At 62.4% G+C, this 18,065-nt stretch carries 20 protein-coding genes; 11 read left to right on the top strand and 9 right to left on the bottom strand.

Features of this window, described 5'->3' with window-relative positions; genetic code table 11:
* Positions 1 to 124: 124 nt before the first annotated feature.
* Together BT204_RS25180 and BT204_RS25175 are read left to right on the top strand one after the other, a co-directional pair.
* On the top strand, positions 125 to 1,678 hold the full coding sequence (locus tag BT204_RS25180; RefSeq protein ID WP_054897040.1) for a DUF726 domain-containing protein: 1,554 nt from the start codon (positions 125 to 127) through the stop codon (positions 1,676 to 1,678).
* A gap of 42 nt (positions 1,679 to 1,720) precedes the next feature.
* Positions 1,721 to 3,040, top strand: coding sequence for an Nramp family divalent metal transporter (locus tag BT204_RS25175; RefSeq protein WP_072448638.1), 1,320 nt, complete (start codon positions 1,721 to 1,723; stop codon positions 3,038 to 3,040).
* A 76-nt stretch (positions 3,041 to 3,116) separates the two neighbouring features.
* Here the strand turns inward: BT204_RS25175 and BT204_RS25170 are convergent, their stop codons facing one another.
* Positions 3,117 to 4,049: a LysR family transcriptional regulator gene (locus BT204_RS25170; protein WP_054918678.1), complete on the bottom strand. Its 933-nt coding sequence runs from the start codon at positions 4,047 to 4,049 to the stop codon at positions 3,117 to 3,119.
* A gap of 119 nt (positions 4,050 to 4,168) precedes the next feature.
* Here BT204_RS25170 and BT204_RS25165 point away from each other — a divergent pair, with 119 nt between their 5' ends.
* The 6 genes from BT204_RS25165 (at position 4,169) to BT204_RS25140 (ending at position 7,498) form a co-directional block, all read left to right on the top strand.
* Positions 4,169 to 4,657, top strand: a complete 489-nt coding sequence (locus tag BT204_RS25165; RefSeq protein ID WP_014718846.1) for a DMT family transporter — start codon at positions 4,169 to 4,171, stop codon at positions 4,655 to 4,657.
* A 4-nt stretch (positions 4,658 to 4,661) separates the two neighbouring features.
* Positions 4,662 to 5,117, top strand: a complete 456-nt coding sequence (locus tag BT204_RS25160; RefSeq protein WP_003191976.1) for a DMT family transporter — start codon at positions 4,662 to 4,664, stop codon at positions 5,115 to 5,117.
* Between the two features lie 88 nt (positions 5,118 to 5,205).
* A complete protein-coding gene (locus BT204_RS25155; RefSeq protein WP_019816816.1) occupies positions 5,206 to 5,376 on the top strand; it encodes a putative metallothionein in 171 nt (56 codons plus the stop codon).
* A gap of 114 nt (positions 5,377 to 5,490) precedes the next feature.
* The gene (locus BT204_RS25150; RefSeq protein ID WP_072448636.1) at positions 5,491 to 6,267 is read left to right on the top strand and encodes an AraC family transcriptional regulator; all 777 of its coding nucleotides are present in this window, start codon (positions 5,491 to 5,493) and stop codon (positions 6,265 to 6,267) included.
* 69 nt (positions 6,268 to 6,336) lie between these two features.
* Positions 6,337 to 6,510 carry a DUF1427 family protein gene (locus BT204_RS25145; RefSeq protein ID WP_014718843.1) on the top strand — a complete coding sequence of 58 codons (174 nt, stop codon included), beginning with the start codon at positions 6,337 to 6,339 and terminating at the stop codon, positions 6,508 to 6,510.
* Between the two features lie 28 nt (positions 6,511 to 6,538).
* Positions 6,539 to 7,498 (top strand): quinone oxidoreductase family protein, encoded by a 960-nt coding sequence (locus BT204_RS25140; RefSeq protein WP_054918674.1) that lies wholly within the window; start codon positions 6,539 to 6,541, stop codon positions 7,496 to 7,498.
* Positions 7,499 to 7,648: 150 nt separating this feature from the next.
* Here the strand turns inward: BT204_RS25140 and BT204_RS25135 are convergent, their stop codons facing one another.
* Both BT204_RS25135 and BT204_RS25130 read right to left on the bottom strand, forming a co-directional pair.
* A complete protein-coding gene (locus BT204_RS25135) occupies positions 7,649 to 8,680 on the bottom strand; it encodes a purine-nucleoside phosphorylase (RefSeq protein ID WP_034127319.1) in 1,032 nt (343 codons plus the stop codon).
* A gap of 14 nt (positions 8,681 to 8,694) precedes the next feature.
* Complete coding sequence (locus BT204_RS25130) at positions 8,695 to 9,645, bottom strand: nucleoside-specific channel-forming protein Tsx (RefSeq protein WP_032872109.1); 951 nt, start codon at positions 9,643 to 9,645, stop codon at positions 8,695 to 8,697.
* A gap of 212 nt (positions 9,646 to 9,857) precedes the next feature.
* On the opposite strand from BT204_RS25130, the gene BT204_RS25125 reads away from it, so the two are divergent.
* The gene (locus BT204_RS25125; protein ID WP_034127320.1) at positions 9,858 to 10,670 is read left to right on the top strand and encodes an aminoglycoside phosphotransferase family protein; all 813 of its coding nucleotides are present in this window, start codon (positions 9,858 to 9,860) and stop codon (positions 10,668 to 10,670) included.
* Here the strand turns inward: BT204_RS25125 and BT204_RS25120 are convergent.
* Positions 10,652 to 11,599, bottom strand: coding sequence for an AraC family transcriptional regulator (locus BT204_RS25120; RefSeq protein WP_054918667.1), 948 nt, complete (start codon positions 11,597 to 11,599; stop codon positions 10,652 to 10,654). The genes BT204_RS25125 and BT204_RS25120 overlap by 19 nt on opposite strands.
* A gap of 254 nt (positions 11,600 to 11,853) precedes the next feature.
* On the opposite strand from BT204_RS25120, the gene BT204_RS25115 reads away from it, so the two are divergent.
* Together BT204_RS25115 and BT204_RS25110 are read left to right on the top strand one after the other, a co-directional pair.
* A complete protein-coding gene (locus tag BT204_RS25115) occupies positions 11,854 to 12,627 on the top strand; it encodes an L-iditol 2-dehydrogenase (RefSeq protein ID WP_054918665.1) in 774 nt (257 codons plus the stop codon).
* A 222-nt stretch (positions 12,628 to 12,849) separates the two neighbouring features.
* A complete protein-coding gene (locus BT204_RS25110; RefSeq protein ID WP_072448634.1) occupies positions 12,850 to 13,497 on the top strand; it encodes a nicotinamidase in 648 nt (215 codons plus the stop codon).
* 3 nt (positions 13,498 to 13,500) lie between these two features.
* On the opposite strand, the gene BT204_RS25105 is transcribed toward BT204_RS25110, so the two are convergent.
* From BT204_RS25105 to BT204_RS25085, 5 genes are read right to left on the bottom strand one after another with little or no spacing between them, the layout of a single operon-like run.
* Complete coding sequence (locus BT204_RS25105; protein WP_072448632.1) at positions 13,501 to 14,532, bottom strand: ABC transporter substrate-binding protein; 1,032 nt, start codon at positions 14,530 to 14,532, stop codon at positions 13,501 to 13,503.
* 13 nt (positions 14,533 to 14,545) lie between these two features.
* Positions 14,546 to 15,643 carry an NAD(P)/FAD-dependent oxidoreductase gene (locus BT204_RS25100; RefSeq protein ID WP_072448630.1) on the bottom strand — a complete coding sequence of 366 codons (1,098 nt, stop codon included), beginning with the start codon at positions 15,641 to 15,643 and terminating at the stop codon, positions 14,546 to 14,548.
* Positions 15,640 to 16,983, bottom strand: coding sequence for an FAD-dependent oxidoreductase (locus BT204_RS25095; RefSeq protein ID WP_072448628.1), 1,344 nt, complete (start codon positions 16,981 to 16,983; stop codon positions 15,640 to 15,642). Before BT204_RS25095 ends, BT204_RS25100 begins: the two co-directional genes overlap by 4 nt.
* On the bottom strand, positions 16,980 to 17,270 hold the full coding sequence (locus tag BT204_RS25090; protein ID WP_014718832.1) for a (2Fe-2S)-binding protein: 291 nt from the start codon (positions 17,268 to 17,270) through the stop codon (positions 16,980 to 16,982). The genes BT204_RS25095 and BT204_RS25090 overlap by 4 nt, the downstream gene beginning before the upstream one ends.
* Positions 17,270 to 18,064 carry an ABC transporter permease gene (locus BT204_RS25085; protein ID WP_003191953.1) on the bottom strand — a complete coding sequence of 265 codons (795 nt, stop codon included), beginning with the start codon at positions 18,062 to 18,064 and terminating at the stop codon, positions 17,270 to 17,272. The genes BT204_RS25090 and BT204_RS25085 overlap by 1 nt, the downstream gene beginning before the upstream one ends.
* Between the last annotated feature and the right edge of the window lies 1 nt (position 18,065).

The following is an 18,065-nucleotide window of genomic DNA, read 5'->3' as shown; positions in this document are numbered from 1 at the left end:
GGCTCTTCGCCAGATTCAGGCTATTCCAATTGTCCTGAGCGTGGCGAACGCTGGTCAGGATTCACCTTCCTTGTCGGCTCTGTTTGTTACTATCGCCATCCCTTCCGCCAGGAGTCACCGCCCCATGCAACACCAGTGGGATGAAATGCACCGCACCCGCAAACCCACGTTCGTCTTGTGTGGCGAGCCCCAGGGGGATGTGCTCAATCTCTATGTTCACGGTTATTCGGCATTCTTCAACCGTCAGCAACTGGGCAGTTTCAAGGAGCAACTGGCCGGTATCGAAGGGTCGACCAACCTGATGTTGTTCTGGCCGGCGGGGCATTTTCTGGAAAACCTGTTTGCACCGTTCAAGGACGTGCTCGCCTCGCTGCTCGGCGGTGGCGGCCTGGGCGCGGCGACGGTGGGCGTGGGCAAGGCCATTGCCTATTTTCTCGACCATTACAAAAGTGTCGAGGCACGGGTCGATGAAGTGGCCAAGACGTTATTGCCAGAGCTGGCCGGCTACCTGCACGACCAGTCGCTGCCGGTACGGCGCATCAACCTGATCGGCCACTCCCTGGGCGCGCGTATCCTGGTCAAGAGCTTGCTGGCCAGCCCCGAGATTGCTCGCGAACTGCCGCTCGATAACCTGTTGTTGATGGGCGGGGCGATTTGTACATCGAGCCCCTGGGACGATGTGTCGGCGCCGCTCAAGGGGCGGTTGATCAACTGCCACTCCAGCAAGGACTGGGCGCTGGCCATGAAACCCGACACCGAGCGTTGCATTGGCCGCTATGCGATTGACGTAACGCCCGCGCTCAAGTCCAAGGTCACCAATGTGCACCTGGCCAGCTTCGATCATGCCGCCTATTGGCCGCAGTTGAAGACGGTGGTGCAGTACACCGATTTGCTGCAGGAGCGGCGCGGCATGATCCGTGTGGACTCGCGCAGCAGTGAAGTGCGTTTTGCCGAAGCGGACGTGGACCTGTACCCGGCATTGGTGCAAGCGCGGCCGGAGGAGCTGAAGTTTCTTGCTGAACTGATGGCGCAAAAGCGCAGTGCCGCGATTGATGCCAGTGTGCGCGAGCCGTTGAAACTGGCCATCGAATTGCAGCGCATGGGCGGTGATAGCTTTATGAACCTGGCCCGTGGCCATGGCGTGGGCTATCGCCAGATTGCCGAAGATGTGGCGCAACGCCTGGGCATCAAGTTCGACCAACCACTTGAACACGTGGCGCTGGCAGAGATCGAAGGGCAGGTCGCAGAAACACTGATCGAGCAATATAAGGACAAACTCAGTCGCGCTGATCGCCAGGCGTTCGAGGCCGAGCTCAAGGCGGCTGCACAGAAAGAGCAGGGGCTGTTCAACCGTTTCGATCTGGGGCGTTCGGCCACCACCGCCTTGAGCGGCACGGCGTTGGCCGGGCTGACCGGGTTTATCCTACGGCGTGGTGCGGCCACGGCGATTCCGGTGGTGGGCCAGGCGCTGGCTGCGGCGATGTTGCTGGTCAGCGGGGTGCGAGCGTTTTCCGGCCCGGCATATTCGATCACCACCCTGGCGGTACTGGTGATCGGCGTGATTCGCCAGCGCATGGAGCGCGAGGCGCTTAACCAGGAACTGGAGCTGGTGGTGCAAGTGGTGGAAGCGTTTGACCTGCCGCGAGACACGGTGATGCGCACGGTCGCGTCCGACTGATAAGCTGCTGCCCAAGTCTTGTGTATTTGCCTGGAATACCGCGTGAAATTCAGCCTGCCGAAAATCGCTACCGCCCCGTTCTGCCCGCCGGAAGTGGCCGGCTCTGTCGCTGTTGATCCCAAGGCCTCGTTTTTTAAACGGGTGCTGATGTTCGCTGGCCCCGGCCTGTTGATCTCCATCGGCTACATGGACCCCGGCAACTGGGCAACGGCCATTGAAGCCGGTTCACGCTACGGCTACAGCCTGTTGTTTGTGGTGCTGCTGGCCAGCCTGGCGGGGATGGCGGTGCAGTGCCTGTGTTCACGGCTGGGTATCGCCACTGGCAAGGACCTGGCGCAACTGTGCCGTGAGCGCTACAGCCAGCGCTCTGCTCGTACCCAGTGGGTGTTGGCGGAAATCTCCATCATCGCCACAGACCTTGCCGAAGTGCTCGGCTGCGCCCTGGCGTTTCACCTGTTGCTGGGCGTGTCGCTGACCACTGGTATTGTCATCACTGCCTTCGATACGCTGTTGATCCTGGCCCTGCAAAATCGTGGTTTTCGCCGCCTGGAAGCGATCATGCTGGCGCTGGTCGCCACCATCGGCGTGTGTTTTTTCATCGAACTGGTGCTGATCAAACCCTACTGGCCCGACGTGCTCAGTGGCTTCACTCCGTCACTGTCGGCTATCAGCGATGCGGCGCCGTTGTACTTGGCCATCGGTATTCTCGGCGCGACGGTCATGCCTCATAACCTCTACCTGCACACCTCCATCGTGCAGACCCGCCTGATCGGCAAGGACCTGGCGAGCAAACAGGACGCGGTCAAGCTGGCGCGTATCGACACCATCGGCTCCCTGGCCTTGGCGCTGTTGGTCAACGGCGCCATCCTGGTGCTGGCGGCTGCAGCCTTCTACAAGACCGGCCATACCGATGTGGTGGAGATCCAGGACGCCTATCACCTGCTTGATCCCTTGGTCGGCGGTGCTTTCGCCAGCATTCTGTTCGGTATCGCCTTGCTGGCTTCGGGTCAGAGTTCGACCTTTACCGGCACCATTGCCGGCCAAGTGATCATGGAGGGTTACCTCAACCTGCGCATACCCTGCTGGCAGCGCCGCCTGATTACCCGTGGGCTGGCGCTGATCCCGGCGTTTCTGGGCGTATGGCTGATGGGTGATGATGCCATCGGCAAGCTGCTGATTCTCAGCCAGGTGGTCCTGAGCCTGCAGTTGCCCTTTGCGCTGTACCCGCTGATCCGCATGACTGGCGACAAGCAATTGATGGGGCCATTCGTCAACCGGCTGCCCACGCGGCTGCTGGCGTGGTTTTTGTTCGCGGTGATCAGTGGGGCGAATGCGTGGTTGATCGGGCAGTGGTTGTTCTGAGCCAGGGTTGAGTCATGTGCTCGTTTTCTCAACACCGCCTTCGAACAGTTTGCGCTCCGTCAGGGGGCGGTCACACTCACCGATCCCAATACGGCACCGTTCCAAAACACTCCACGAAATAGTCGATCACCGTGCGCACCTTCAATGAGAGCCTGCGGCTGCCCGGCCACAATGCGGCGATCTGTTGGGGCTCCAGGGTTGTCGCGACCTCATACTCACTCAGCACCGCCTGCAAGGTGCCGGCGCGCAGGCTTTCGCCAATCAGCCAGGACGGAAACACCACCAGGCCCAGGCCTTGTTCGGCGGCGTGGGTGAGTGTGTCGGCGTGGTTGCCAGTGATGGGGCCGCTGACGCTATAGGGGGTCCAATCGCCTTGGCCGCGGCGGAAGAACCAGCGCTGCTGACCGGTGATGCCTTTGTAGGCCAGGCAGTGGTGGTGGGCCAGTTCGTCGGGGTGGCGCGGCGTGCCATGCTGGGCCAGGTAGGCGGGGCTGGCTGCGATGCGAAAGCGTTGCGGCGCGAAGATGCGCGCCTGCATGCCCGAGTCATTGAGCACGCCGATACGAAACAGCAGGTCGGTGCCGTCTTGCAGCGGGTCGACGAAGGTGTCGGTCTGCTGGATATCCAGTTGCAGCTTCGGGTAGCGCCGGCACAGCCCTCCCAGCCAGGGTGAAAGGTGACGCTGGCCGAACGCCATGGGCGCGTTGATGCGCACCAGACCGCTGGGTTCGCTGTCTTGCTCCTGCAGGGCCTGGTTAGCCGTCTCCAACTGCTCGAGTAGCAAGCGTGCGTGACGGCCCAGCAGGCGGCCAGCTTCGGTGGGGCTGACGGCACGCGTATGGCGGTAGAGCAATTGCTGGCCGACGGCCTGTTCCATCAGTTGAATCTGCCGCGAAATGGAGGAGGGCGCCAGGCTTTCGCGGCGGGCCACTTCGGAAAAGCTGCCCTGGTCCAGCACGGCCACAAACAGGCGTAGCGCCTTGAAACTCAGTTCATTCAAGCCCTGCATCGTCTCTCCAGGCTGTGCGTTTTGCGCAAAGGTGTTGTCCGCATACTCCCATTTATCGCACAGTACGGCCACCGGATAATGCGCGCCATGTTTTTCCTTTCTTGATACACGGGTGATGTATGCAGGCACGTTCTACCGAAGGCCTGGCGCAGGCCAGGCCGAGCAATAACCTTTTACGGCTGCTGCTGTTGCCGTTGGTGATTCTGGCGGGCATGGGCCTGTCGGTGGAGGCCGGGTTGCTCGGGCCATTGGGCGCGCAGGTCGGGCATTTGTGGGCGACGTTGAGCATCTTTGGCGTTGGCACGGCGATTCTGTTTTTACTGCTGCTGTTCAGCGGCCCGCAAAAGGGTCCAGCATTCACGCAACTGCCACGCTGGCAGCTGATCGGCGGGTTTCTGGGGCCGATGTACGTGGTGGTGTTGACCCTGGCCACACCGCACATTGGCATCGCGATGACCATGATCGCGATCCTCTCGGGCCAGGTGGGCAAGAGTGTGTTGATCGACCACTTCGGCTGGTTCGGCACGGCGCGCAAACGGGTCAATGGCGAGCGCTGGATCGCGTTGGCGTTGATTGTGGCGGCTCTGGTTCTGATTGCACGAGGTTAAGACGATGAATCTGTTTATGTTGTTGGTGGTGGTGATTGCAGCGGGGGCGGTGCTGAGTGTGCAGGCCGCTATCAATGGGCGTCTGGGCCAGACGGTGGGGGTATTGCGCAGCAGTCTGTTGACCTTCGCGGTGGGCGCGCTGACCACGGCGCTGTTGATATTTTTCTTCGAACCGGCCCAGGCCGTCAGCCTGCTGGAGGTGCCAAAGTGGCAATTGACCGGTGCCCTGTTTGGCGTGGTGTACATGATGGTGATGGTCGGCGCGGTGCCTGTGGTCGGCACAGCCGTCGCCACGGTGGCGGTGATTGTCGGGCAACTGGGCATGGGCATGCTGATCGACAACTTTGGCTGGCTGGGCAACCCGGCGATCGAGCTGTCGGGCAGCCGTATCCTCGCCATGCTATTGCTTGCCCTGGCGTTGGTGTTCATGTACCGCAGTAATAGCCGCCGGGCCGACTGACGGCGCTGAACCATGCTTGCTTGCCCAGGGTCACTGCTTAAGGTGCGGCGCTCGCCGCATCGGACGACCATGAAAAAGGAGTCTGACCATGCCAGATCAAACCTGTGCTTGCCCTCACTGCAAATGTGTATTGGGCGCTGACGCAATAATGAAAGACGGCAAGGGCTATTGCTGCCAGGGCTGTGCCGAGCACCATGCTCATGGTGAACCCTGCGCGGCGGCGACGGGTTGCGAATGCGCCAAGTCAGCCCACGGTTGACAGGATTGACCTGCAGGCCCGGCCACCCGGTGCCTGCAGGATGAGTAAAAACAGTACGCTTGCCGGCGACCAGTCTTTACCATGGTCACCCGACCCGATTGATGTGTACCCGCAATGGCCCTGGCCGCGCCCCCCGACCTCAGTGATCACGCCGTTCCCGTGCAGCCGTTGGCGCGTACCTACCCGCGTGGGTTGTACGTAGAGCCGCACAGTCACGATTGGGGCCAGTTGCTCTACGCCATGAGCGGAGTGATGTGGGTCGAGACGCCCCGCGAAGCCCTGGTAGTGCCGCCCCAGCGTGCGGTGTGGTTGCCACCGGGGGTGGAGCACGGGATCCGCGTGGTCTCCGATTTGCAGATGCGCAATATCTACCTGCGCCCGGCGTTGGCGGCGACGCTGGACAGCCAGGTGCAGGTCATCGAAGTGGGCCGCTTGTTGCGTGAGTTGATCGTGACCTTGGTCGAGCAGGGTGATCACGGTGATGCGGCCTATTACGAGGCTGTCGTAGGCCTGGCCCTGTTGGAGTTGCAACGCGCACGGCGCTCGCCTATTCGCATCGCCATGCCGGTGGCGGCTGATCGTCGGCTGATCAATGCGTGCCAGGCCGTCATGACGTCGCCCTCCCTGGACATCCCGTTCGAGCAGCACGCCGAGGCCGCGGGCGCCAGCGTGCGCACCCTGGCGCGGTTGTTCCAGCAGCACCTGGGCATGGGGTTTGCCCAGTGGCGCCGTCAGGTGCAGTTGGCTACGGCGGCGGCGGAGTTGATCCAGGGCCATTCGGTGAGCGGCATAGCGCGCACCCTGGGCTATTCGCCCAGTAGCTTCAGTGACATGTTCCGACGTGAACTGGGAGTATCGCCGTCGCAGTACAGGGGTTGGCCGAAATCCTGAAGCACTTGGCCGATACCCACGGTAGACGCGCCCTAGACTGAGCCCATCAATCAACCGGGCGCAGCGTTCATGAGCTATTTGATTTCCTTGGCCATCGGCCTGTTTGTCGGCGTGATCTACGGCGCGCTGGACTTCCGCTCGCCTGCACCGCCCGCTATCGCACTGGTCGGCCTGATGGGCATGCTGCTCGGCGAAAAGCTCTGGCCCATGGCGCGGCAGTTGGTCAGTGGTTGGTTGTCCTGATCCCTTTTTCCTTCCACGGATGCCCTCTATGAACGCACTGCAATTTACCGACACCGGCGACCTCGCCCACCTGCGCCTAGTGGAGGTGCCCATGCCGGTACCGTCTGCCGGCGAAGTGCTGGTCAAGGTCAACGCGGCGGGCCTGAACCCCAGCGACGTCAAAAACGTGCTTGGCCGTTTCCCCTACACCACGCTGCCACGCATCCCTGGGCGTGACTTCGCAGGCGTGGTGGTGGAAGGCCCGCAGGCATTGCTCGGCCAGGAGGTCTGGGGCACCGGTCGTGACCTGGGTTTTTTCGCTGACGGTTCCCATGCCCAATACCTGCGCGTGTCAGCCAAGGGCGTGGCGTACAAACCTACGCACTTGAGCTTTGCCCAGGCGGCCAGCCTCGGTGTGCCCTATACCACCGCCTGGGATGCCCTGGAGCGCAGCGGCGTTGGCAAGGGCACGCGCTTGCTGGTGGTCGGCGCCAACGGCGCGGTCGGCAGTGCGGCGTTGGCGCTGGCGAAGATACGCGGTGCGCAGGTATTGGCGGCCGTGCGCAAGGCCGATCAGCTCGAGATGTTGCAGGCCCAAGGGCTGGAGGCGATTGCCTTGGGCAAGCCGGAGGAATTGGGCGCGCAAGTGCAGGCCGTGTTCAAGGGCGGCGCCGACGTGATCTTTGACACTACCGGTTTCTGGCTGCCTGCCGCGGTGGCGGGGCTGGCACCGTTCGGCCGCATCGCCATCATCGCCGCACCCGTTGACGGCCATGTGCAGTTACCGGCCCTGGCGCTGTACCGTAAGGGCGGGTCGGTGGTTGGGATCAACTCTTTGCTCTATAGCTGCGAACAATGCGCGGTGATGCTGGAGGCGTTTGGGCGCTTCTTTGATGAAGGCCTGTTGCCGCTGCCTACAGGGTTGCGTGAAGTGGCGTTGGCGGAGGGTGTTCAGTGCTATGCAGAAGTGAACAACGGCAGCCCAGACAAAATCATCTTCCTGCCCTGATGGATAGAAATGTGGGAGCGGGCTTGCTGTGGCGAGGGAGCTTGCTCCCGCTCGATAGCGCAGCTGGAGCCGGCTTTTTTGGGGGCGCTACGCACCCCAGCGCAAGCAAGCTTGCTCGCCACAGCAAGCCCGCTCCCACAGTGTTGATCTTTATTCGGCTTCGGGAACGCCTTTTTCCCACGCCGACCAGTTCTTCACAATCGCTTGGACCAACGGGTTGCCCGTGCGGTACAGGTTTTCCAGCGCCGGTACAAACCCACCCTGGTCCGCATACTTGAGCAGGTTGTCCACTTCGCTGTAGCCAGGGTAAGGCCGGTCAAAGTCGGAACCTGCGCGCACCACGGCCAGGCGCTGGATATCCACCAAGCCTTCGCGGCTGGCGCGCAGCAGCGCTTCGTAGGTGGAGTTGTCTTCCTGTTGGGTGGTGCAGTATTCGCCTTTGTTGTCGGTGAGCAACTTGGTCCAGACTTCGGCACGTTCGCTCAACCGGGTACCGGAAAACCAGGTGTTGCCCGCCAGGGTGTCGCAGCGGGTGACTTGCGGCGGCTGGTTGGCCGGGGCGGCGGGGTAGTGTTTGCGCCAGGCGGCGGACTCTGTGCTTTCTGTCAGCTCCACCTTGTGCGACAAGGCAAACGCCTTGGCTTGCAGCTTTTGGTTGAGCTCAAACACTTCGGTCTTGTAGTCCAACGGTGGTTTTTCGTTGGGCCCCTTGGTGTTGATCCCGATATAGCCCGTCGGCCAGTCCTTGGGTGCATCCCGTGAATCTAGCTCCCACTGCGTGCCGAACTCCACCAGGTAATGAGCCCAGGCGGCGGTGCCGATGGTGCCGTGCTTGGGGCTGATACCGGCGATTCCGGCGATCAGGAAGTAACTCTGGCGCAGGTCGAACTTGGGCGACAAGGCCAGGGCCAGGGTAGACGCGGCAGCGTTGGTCTGGCCCATGCCGGTTACCAGCAGGCACACGTCTTGGGTGTTGCAGCGAATCACGGGATATTCGGCGGACAAGCCCGGAACGCGTACCTCTTGTTTAAGTTCGAGGCGGTCGATCCAGGTTTGCGCCTCGGGGGCGAACATGGTGATCAGCATCACCTTGGGTTTGATCGGTGGCGGGTTATCCGCCAGCACCACGTGAGGCAATAGGGCCAGGCCGACGGCCAGCGAGACACGGGTCAATGCGTTCATCTAAAGCTCCTTGATCAGAATTGATAGCCCACGCCAGCGTAGTAACCCCAGCCGTCTGAGCGTGCGCGGAAGTTGCCTTCGCCGAAATTCAACTCGCTGCCATCCTCCCAGTTGCCGCCGTTGTGAAAGTAACGGCCGACCAGGGTAAAGCGCAGGTGGGTAAACGAGTACAGCAATACGTTGGTGGCCACCAGGGAGTTGGCGGTGCGCGCCGGGTTGTCCTTGTGCAGGTCCGAGCCGAAATCGTAGTTGGTGAAACCGATGTAGGTCAGCGAGGCGCCGTTGTCGAACTTGCCGATGGGCACGATGTACTTCATCTGCGCTCGGTAGCCGTCCCAGGAGTACTCATTGCTGGCACCGTAGTTTTCCCACTGGTAGCGCCCGTAGAAATTGGCCGACAGGTTGACTCGCGAGTGGGTGTCGATATCGGTGCCCAGGCCGCTGTACAGGGTGTTGGCGCGGTTTTCCTTGCGGCTGCCGTGGTCGTAGATCCAGTCAAAGGCCACATACCATTCCTTGAATGGGCCAATTGCCAGGCTGCGTCCTGCGAGGTAGTCGATGGAGATCCGCGGTTCATGCTCCATGAACACCGGCGAGCCATGGTCCCACACACCTTTGTCATTACTGTTACCGATGGTGAGGATCTTCGGCACATCGATATAGCCGTACAACTCAAAGGGGCCCTTGCGCCCGAAGTACTCGTATTCCAGGTAGACGTCATCTTGAGGCTTGGGGCCGAAACTGATGTCTTTGCTGCCAATCAGCGTGAGGTCCTGGTTAAACCACTCGGACAGATACACGCCTTTTTTCGCCGGGGGGTTGGCTTCAGGGCTGAGGGTTTCGCCCTGTGCTGAGTCATCCACGGGCTTTTCCTGCGCCAAAATGGGTGCACTGAGTACTCCCGTAACGGCAGCCAGTAGCAACGAAACGCCAAGACCAGCACGAGGCTTTGAGGTGGGGTGCATTGAAAGTCCTTATTCTTACGCGGTTTAAACCCGATTAGACGGGGAGGAGTGAACTTGGCGGTCAAGTTCGTTCCGCAAACGTTTGCACAGGTTGTACCAACTTGGGTCAATGGCTTGAACTATCTAGAAAAAAGAGCAATTAGCCGACGCTTTGGTCAGGAAAACAGTGGGATTTCTGTCATCCTGATGCGTCACCCCTGTGGAGGAATCTGATGTTCGAACACTACCTGCGTGCCTGGGAGCTGAGTGCCGATGGAGAGCCTATCGTCACACCCGGCAGCCACCTGTTGCCGGTCCGCTGGAAGGGCGTGCCGGCGATGTTGAAAATTGCTCATACCCCTGAGGAAAAACTCGGCGGCCGCCTGCTGAGTTGGTGGGCCGGTGACGGTGCGGCACGGGTGTTCGCCCATGACCACACTGCAGTGTTAATGGAACGCGCCACGGGCCCAGGTTCCTTGATGCGCATGGCCCTCAATGGTCAGGACGACGAAGCCAGCCAGATCGCCTGCGCAACCCTGGCCCGGCTGCATGCGCCTCGTGTGTCGCCGCCCGAAGGGTTGGTTGGGCTGGATGAGTGGTTCAGATCCTTGTGGCACGCCGCCGAACAGGAGGGCGGTGCCTTACGCGACTGCGCGGCGACGGCCCGGACATTGCTGGCTGCGCAACAGGAGGTTGTGGTACTGCACGGTGATTGCCATCACGACAATATCCTCGACTTTGGCCCTCGTGGCTGGCTGGCGATCGATCCAAAGCGGGTGATGGGCGAGCGCGGTTACGATTACGCTAATCTGATCTGCAATCCGGACTTGCCGACCAGTAGCGATCCACTGCGTTTCCGCCGCCAGGTTGGGGTTATCGCCCTGGCGGCCGGCCTCTCACGTCCGCGTTTGTTGCAATGGGTGGTGGCTCATGCCGGGTTGTCTGCCGCCTGGTTTCTGGAAGACCAGGAGCGCGAGCGTGCCATGATTGAGTTGCAGGTTGCCCGTCTGGCACAGCAGGCACTGGCTCAAGGGGCGGGCGAGTAAGGCGGCGGGTGATGGGTAACCGGCGTGAATAATTGAAGTGCGGCCTGCCGCCGGTACTCACTCGGCGTCTGGTGCATTTCGATACGAAAGTGGCGATTGAAATTCGACAGGTTGGCGTAGCCCACCTCAAAGCAGATGTCCGCCACTGACATTTGGCTGTGCAACAGCAAGCGGCAGGCACGCTGCACGCGGAACTTGCGCATCAGGTCGATAAAGCCGTGGCCGGTGTTGCGCTTGAAAAACCGCGAAAAGCCGGGTTCGCTCATGTCCAGTTGCCGGGCGATGTCCGACAGGCGTACATCGCCGGTCAGTTCCCGCATCAGGTAGTCAAGCGCCTTGTTGATACGTTCGGCGCTGCGCGCATCCAGCGTCGGTGCATAGCACGGGCTGGCCAGGGTATTGGCCTGTGCAGGCGGTGCGTTCTTCAGGGTGTCGAGCAATTGCAGGAACAGGGCCAGGCGTTGCAGCCCATGGGCGCAGCCGATGGCCTCCATCAGCCGTGCCGCGCTCGTTGCGGTCTCGCCGGTGAATTCGATGCCCCGTCGCGCCCGTGCAAACAGTGACTGTAAATCACCGAGCTCAGGCAGGGTGGTGCGCAGAGCGAGCAGGGCGGCGCCGTCGAATTGCAGCACCACATCACGCCCGTGCAGGTATTCGCCCGGGGCCAGGTCACCGATCCAGTCGTGGGGCAGGCCAGGGCCGATCAGCGCGACGTGCCCGGCGCTGAATGCACCGATATAGTCGCCCGCCACCAGCTTGCCGCTGCCTTGGCGGATCAGGTGGATTTCGAATTCAGGGTGGTGGTTCCAGCGTGCCAGTTCATAGGGATAGTCATGTTCGAACCAGCGAAAACCATGTTCCGGTTCGGTCAGGATCACCTCAAGCTCGGCAGGGCGATGCTCGAACAGGGTGGCGGGGCTGACGGGCATGGTGCTGCCTCTTGTGGCGGTGCAATTTTCCCAAAATACCCGCACTGGCAATCGCTGCGCTAGCCCTGGTTTCGCCTGAGGCTGATACTTTTTTGATCCTGTGCCTCAGGTTAAAAAAGTATCAGCCTCGCATTCGCCAGCCGTTTGTGAGGCGGCAGGTCAAGCTGCTGTAATCGAGGCTCCACAACAAAGGTCGGCAAGCTGTTCTCGGCGGTGTTCACCGGCTACCGGCAATAACCTTTACAGGACCCCCCATGAAACGACTCGAAGGCAAAAGCGCGCTGATCACTGGATCGGCGCGAGGCATTGGCCGTGCGTTCGCCCAGGCCTACATCGCTGAAGGCGCCACCGTGGCCATCGCCGACATCAACCTGCAGCAGGCCCAGGCCACCGCCGCCGAACTGGGGCCCAAGGCTTACGCGGTGTCGATGGATGTCACCGACCAAGCCTCCATCGACGCGGCGATCGCCACGGTGGTGAGCCACGCCGGCAAGCTCGATATCCTGATCAACAACGCCGCACTGTTCGACCTGGCGCCCATCGTCGACATCACCCGCGACAGCTTTGAACGACTGTTCTCGATCAACGTCGCCGGCACCCTGTTCACCCTGCAGGCCGCAGCCCGACAGATGATCAACCAAGGGCATGGCGGCAAGATCATCAACATGGCCAGCCAGGCCGGGCGGCGGGGCGAGCCGTTGGTGGCGGTCTATTGCGCGACCAAGGCGGCGGTGATCAGCCTGACGCAATCGGCGGGCTTGAACCTGATCAAGCAGGGCATCAACGTCAATGCCATCGCCCCCGGTGTGGTGGACGGCGAGCATTGGGATGGGGTGGATGCGCTGTTCGCCAGGCATGAAGGGCTGGCGCCTGGCGAGAAGAAAAAGCGCGTAGGGGATGAGGTGCCGTTTGGGCGGATGGGCACAGCTGAAGACCTGGCTGGCATGGCGATCTTCCTGGCGTCGACGGACGCCGACTATGTGGTGGCCCAGACCTATAACGTTGATGGCGGCAATTGGCTGAACTAGCAGTTAACGCTGACCCAACTGTGGGAGCTGGCTTGCCTGCGATAGCGTTGGTGGATTCACTCCCGTCATTGCAGGCGAGCCAGCTCCCACCTTTGAACTTCAGCGTGCTTGAGAATAGGGTAAGTCAGCAACGCATCGATCCCCGCAGTAAACTGTCCCATACTTCAAGATTTCTACGCTCGCCCGGAGGCGGTCGTACGTGCAGACCACCCGAGAACGACCATGAGCCTTTCGAAAGCCGCCATCGCTTCATTTGACGTCGACGCCCAGAAGAGCTTCACGCCCTTGTGTCCCAACGAGTTGCCAGTGGCCGGTGGCGACGGCATTGGTGCCGAACTCAATTACATGGCCAGTCTCGCCGGCCACCGCATCGGCAGCAAGGACGCCCACACCCCCCACGCACCCTGGGTGGTTGCGCAGCACAGCGAGATGCTGCAACCCACCGGCCTGGCCCATGCCGATGTGACCTGGGTCAGCCACTGTGTGCCGGGTACCGAAGGGTTCACCCTGCTCGATGAGTTGCCCACGCCCTATGACTACGACTACTTCATCTGGAAAGGTGTCGAGCCCGACCTGCACCCCTACGGCGCCTGTTACCACGACCTGCACGACAAACTGTCCACCGGCGTCATCGAGTACCTCAATGCCCACGGCGTGGCACGCGTGATCGTCGGCGGCCTGGCGCTGGACTATTGCGTCAAGACTACCGCGTTGCAATTGCTAAAGGCCGGCTTGCAAGTGATCCTGCATTTGCCGGCGTGCCGAGGCATCAGCGAGGAGGGCGGTGTACGGGCTGTCGACGAATTGCTCAAGGCCGGTGCACACGTCAGTCGCACCCGCGAAGAACTGGCCCTGATTGCGCAGGGCTGAGCCTCAACGCTCAATCGACCGACTCCACCGCGCATTCCACTGCGGCCGTGCCTGGTTGACCTGGTCCCAATCAATCGAAATGGCGGTTTGCAGATAACTCTGCATGGCCTCCACCCGCGCGCGGGTTTTGTCGGTGGTGGGTGTGGTCGGGTTCGACGGGATCTGGTCACCTTCTTCCAACGCCGGCGCCTGGGCCTCGGCGGTCAGCAAGAACGCTGCGAGCTTCTGCGCCAGTTCCGGCTGGTCATTGCGGGCGATCACGCATTCGGCCACGTTGAGCACCACGGCACCTTCTTTGGGCTGCGCGTACTCCATCGGTATGCCGAGCAGCTTTTGCGTGGCGACTTGGGTCGGGGTCAGGGGGAAGATCGCGGCCTCGTCGGTTTGCACCATCTCGGAGATCTTCGCGGAGCTGGCGATGTATTCCAGCACGTTGGGGCCCACGGTCGTAGGCCAGGCCTTGAAACCCGGTTCCACATTGGTTTCATCGCCACCCTGGATGCGGTTGAACATCAGGAAACCATGCAGGCCGAAGGTGGAGGAGGCCAGGGACTGGAACACCACTTTGTCCTTGAAGCGCGGGTCGGCCAGGTCCATCCATGAGGTGGGCGCGGCCCAGCCTTTGTCTTTGAACATCTTGGCGTTGTAGCCCAGACCGGTGACGCCCAGGGTCACGGCCACGGCTTCGTCCTTGATTCGGGCCTTGGCCGGGATCTGTTCCAGTGGCGGGCTCGGCGCGAGCTTGTCGCACAGGCCCATGGAGATGGCGCGGTACATGATGCCGTCGTCGAGGAACATCACATGCATCTGCGGGTTGGCCTGGTTGGCCTGGACCTTGGCAAGAATGTCCGATGAGGTGCCGGGTACGATCACGACCTTGGCGTTATTGGCCTTTTCGAAGGCGGGCAGCACCTTGTCGGCGTACACCCGTTCCATGGTACCGCCGTTCATCCCCAGGTACAGCGTGGTGGCGGCATGGGCCGTGCCGGTGAGCAAGGCGAGGGACAAGCAGGACAACGCGAGACGTGATTGCATGGGTTTTTTCCTCTCAGGCTTGGAAACGACGGATGGAAAACGCTTCGATGGGTTGGCGGCTGGCGCCTTCGCAGACGATCTCTGCCAGGGCTTCACCAACCGCGGGACCGAGCTGGAACCCGGCGCCGGCAAAGCCGAAGCCGTGGAGCAGGCCGGGTTGGGTACTGCTGGGGCCGATCACCGGTTCGTGGTCGGGCAGGTAACCTTCGGTGCCGCTCCAGGTGCGAATGGCCTGGGCTCCCTGGAGAAACGGGTAGAGTTCGCCGGCATTGCGCAGGATCTCCAGCACCGCCGCCTGGCCCGGCCGGGCTTGCTGTGGGCCGAGGGCAAAGCCGCGCCCGCCGCCGAGGATGCAGTTTCCACGGGCGACTTGCCGGGCATAGATGCCGCCGCCCTCGACGCCGGTGCTGACGGTCATCACTCCCCGCAGCGGCTCGGTGACCAGCATTGCCGGGTGCGCCGAGATAATCGGCACCGGCTCGCCCAATTGCGCGGCGACCTTGCCAGCCCAGGCGCCGGCGCAGTTGAGCAGCCAGGGCGCTTGCAAGTGCAGGCCGTTGGCGCAGTGCACCTGGAACAGTCGGCTGTCGTGCGCGATGCGGATCACCTCGGCTTGCTCGTACACCGCAGCGCCATGGCGTTGGGCGGCACGGGCAAAGGCTGGGGACACCAGTCGCGGGTTGGCATGCCCATCATCCGGGCACAACGAGGCGCCCACTGTCACGTCGCCCACCCAGGGAAAACGCTTGCGCAACTCGCTGCGGTCCAACAGCTGCAATCCCAGGCCAAAGCCACGGGTCTGATCGGCGTAGGCTTGCAGTGCGGCAAAATCCCCGGGGCTGCGCGCCAGCTTCAAATGCCCGCAGCGCACGTATTCACCCTCAATACCAATCAACCCAGGCAGGTCGGCCCACAGTTGGTGAGCGCGCTGGGACAACGGTAACTGATGCAAGGGCCGCCCCTGGCGCCGCACGCCGCCGTAATTGACGCCGCTTGAGTGCGAGCCACAAAAATCCCGTTCTACCAGTGCCACCCGCTGGCCTTTTTGCGCGAGCACCAAGGCCGCCGAAGCCCCGACGATGCCACCCCCCAAGACGATGACGTCGATCATGGCTGCACCTGCACGCCAAACGGCAGCGGCTTGATCGGCGCTTGGCCACGCAAGCGCCCGATCTGTGGGAGGTCGCGGCCGCTGCGCTCTGCCACGATTTCCGCCGCCGCCAACCCGCACATCCGCCCTTGGCAGCGGCCCATGCCGACGCGGCAATGGGCTTTGACCCGGTTGATTTCCCAGTGGCCTTCATCCACCACGGCGCGCACCTCGCCGACGCTCACCTCTTCGCAGCGGCACACGACCAGTTCGTCCGGCGCCTGCGCGGCCCAGTGCTCGGGGAAGGGGAACGCGGTTTCCAGGCCCTGGCGAAAGCGCTGGATACGCGCCAACTGCCGCTCCAGTGTAGCCCGGCGGTGCGGGTCGACCGCGACGCCGGTATCTTCCAGCAACGCCAGCGCGGCACATTCGCCGGCCATTTGCGCGGCATCGGCGCCCATGATCCCGGCGCCGTCGCCCGCCAGGTACACCGTGTCGACACTGCTGCGCCCGGCGCTGTCGCGTTGCGGCAACCAAGCGCGGTTGAGGCGGCTCCAGGCAAACTCACAGCCGAGCAGATCGGCCAATTGCGTTTCGCTGCGCAGGGCGTGGGCGAAGGCCACCGCATCGCAGGGCAAGATCTGTTCGCCCCAGCGAATACCACGTACCCGTTGGTCGCCGTCGATCTGCTTGAGCATTGCGCCCTGATACACGGGAATCCCGTGGGCGGTCAGCCAGGCGCGGTAATACATGCCCTTGGCCAGGGTCGCCGGTTGCCTGAGCAGCGCCGGCAAGGCCCGGCATTGGGCGCTCAGCGGCGCACTGTCGAGCACCGCCAGCACCTTGGCACCGGCCCTTGCGTATTGGTAAGCGACTAAATAGAGCAACGGCCCGGAGCCACAAAACACCACGCGTTCGCCAATCGCGCAACCTTGGTACTTCAAGGCGATTTGCGCCGCGCCCAGGCTGTAGACACCGGGCAATGTCCAGCCCGGCACAGGCAGGATGCGGTCGGTGGCGCCGGTGGCGACTATCACCTGCGCGTATTCGAGGCTGTCGGCGCGCCCGTTATTGAGCATGTCCAGGCGACCGTCCTCGGCATTCCATACCAAGGTATCGGGCCGATAGTCGATCAAGGCTGCCAATTCATCCATGGTGCGGTGCACGGCTTGGGCCTTGCGCGCTTCAAACCCGTAGATCTGCCTGGCAGTGCGTTGAAACCCTGGAGGTTGGCGCCGATAAATCTGCCCGCCACCGCGCGGGCTCTCATCCACCAGGCAAGGTGTAATGCCATGGTCGAGCAACGTGCGCGCCGCGCTGATCCCCGCCGGGCCTGCACCCACAATCACCACCGGCTTCATGGCTGGCGCCCCGGGTCACGGCTGATCGCCTGGCCGTCTTCAAGCAGGGTCGAACAGGCGCGCACCCGCCGCCCGTCGGCCAGCCGCACCCAACAATCCTGGCACGCGCCCATCAGGCAAAACCCGGCGCGGCGCTCGGCACTGAAATCGCTGCCGCGCAGGTGCTCGGCACAGGTCAGCATGGCGGTCAGCAGGGTGTCGCCGAGCAACCCCGTGGCGGGTTGGCCGTCGAGGGTGAAGGCCAGGGCAGGGCGTTGGGTTTCGCTCAGTCGCTTGAACAAGGCCATCAGTGTTTCCCCACCAGCACGCGGTCCAGGCCGTAGACCCGGTCGAGCACAATCATGGTCGCTGCCGTCAGTGCGATGACCAGCGCCGACACGGCCGCCATCATCGGGTCGATGGACTCGGTGGCGTACACATACATGCGCACCGGCAAGGTTTGCGTGGCCGGCGAGCTGACGAAAATCGACAGGGTCACTTCATCGAAACTGTTGATGAACGCCAGCAACCACCCACCGGCCACGCCAGGCAAAATCATTGGCAGGGTGATCTGCCGGAACAGCGTAAAGCGCCCGGCCCCGAGTGATTCGGCGGCCTGCTCGGCACTGCGATCAATGCCGATGGCCGCCGCCAATACCAGGCGCAACACGTAGGGGGTGATGATCACCACGTGCGCAAGCATCAGCCAGGTAAAGCTGCCGTTTACGCCCATCAGCGCAAACAGGCGCAGCATGGCCACCCCCAGCACCAAGTGCGGAATGATGATGGGCGACAGGAACAGCGCGCTGAAGAAATTGCGCCCCGGGAACGAATAGCGACTGATCGCCAGGGCCGCCGGCACCGCAATCAGGGTCGCCAGGGTGGCGGCGGTGAAGGCCAGGATCAGGCTGTTGTAGAACGCCTGGATAAAGTCAGCGCGTTCGAACACTGCGCGAAACCAGCGCAGGGAGAAGCCCGACGTGGGCAGGCTCAAAGTGTTCTCTGGCGTGAACGCCACCAGGCACACCACCACCAGCGGCGCCATCATGAACAGCACCACCACCGCATGAAAACCGAGGGCCAAAGGACCGTTTCTGGACATG

Origin of the sequence: Pseudomonas sp. NFPP02 (assembly GCF_900119355.1) — a bacterium.
GTDB classification, from domain to species: Bacteria; Pseudomonadota; Gammaproteobacteria; order Pseudomonadales; family Pseudomonadaceae; genus Aquipseudomonas; species Aquipseudomonas paracarnis.
This window is presented reverse-complemented; position numbering and strand designations above follow the sequence as displayed.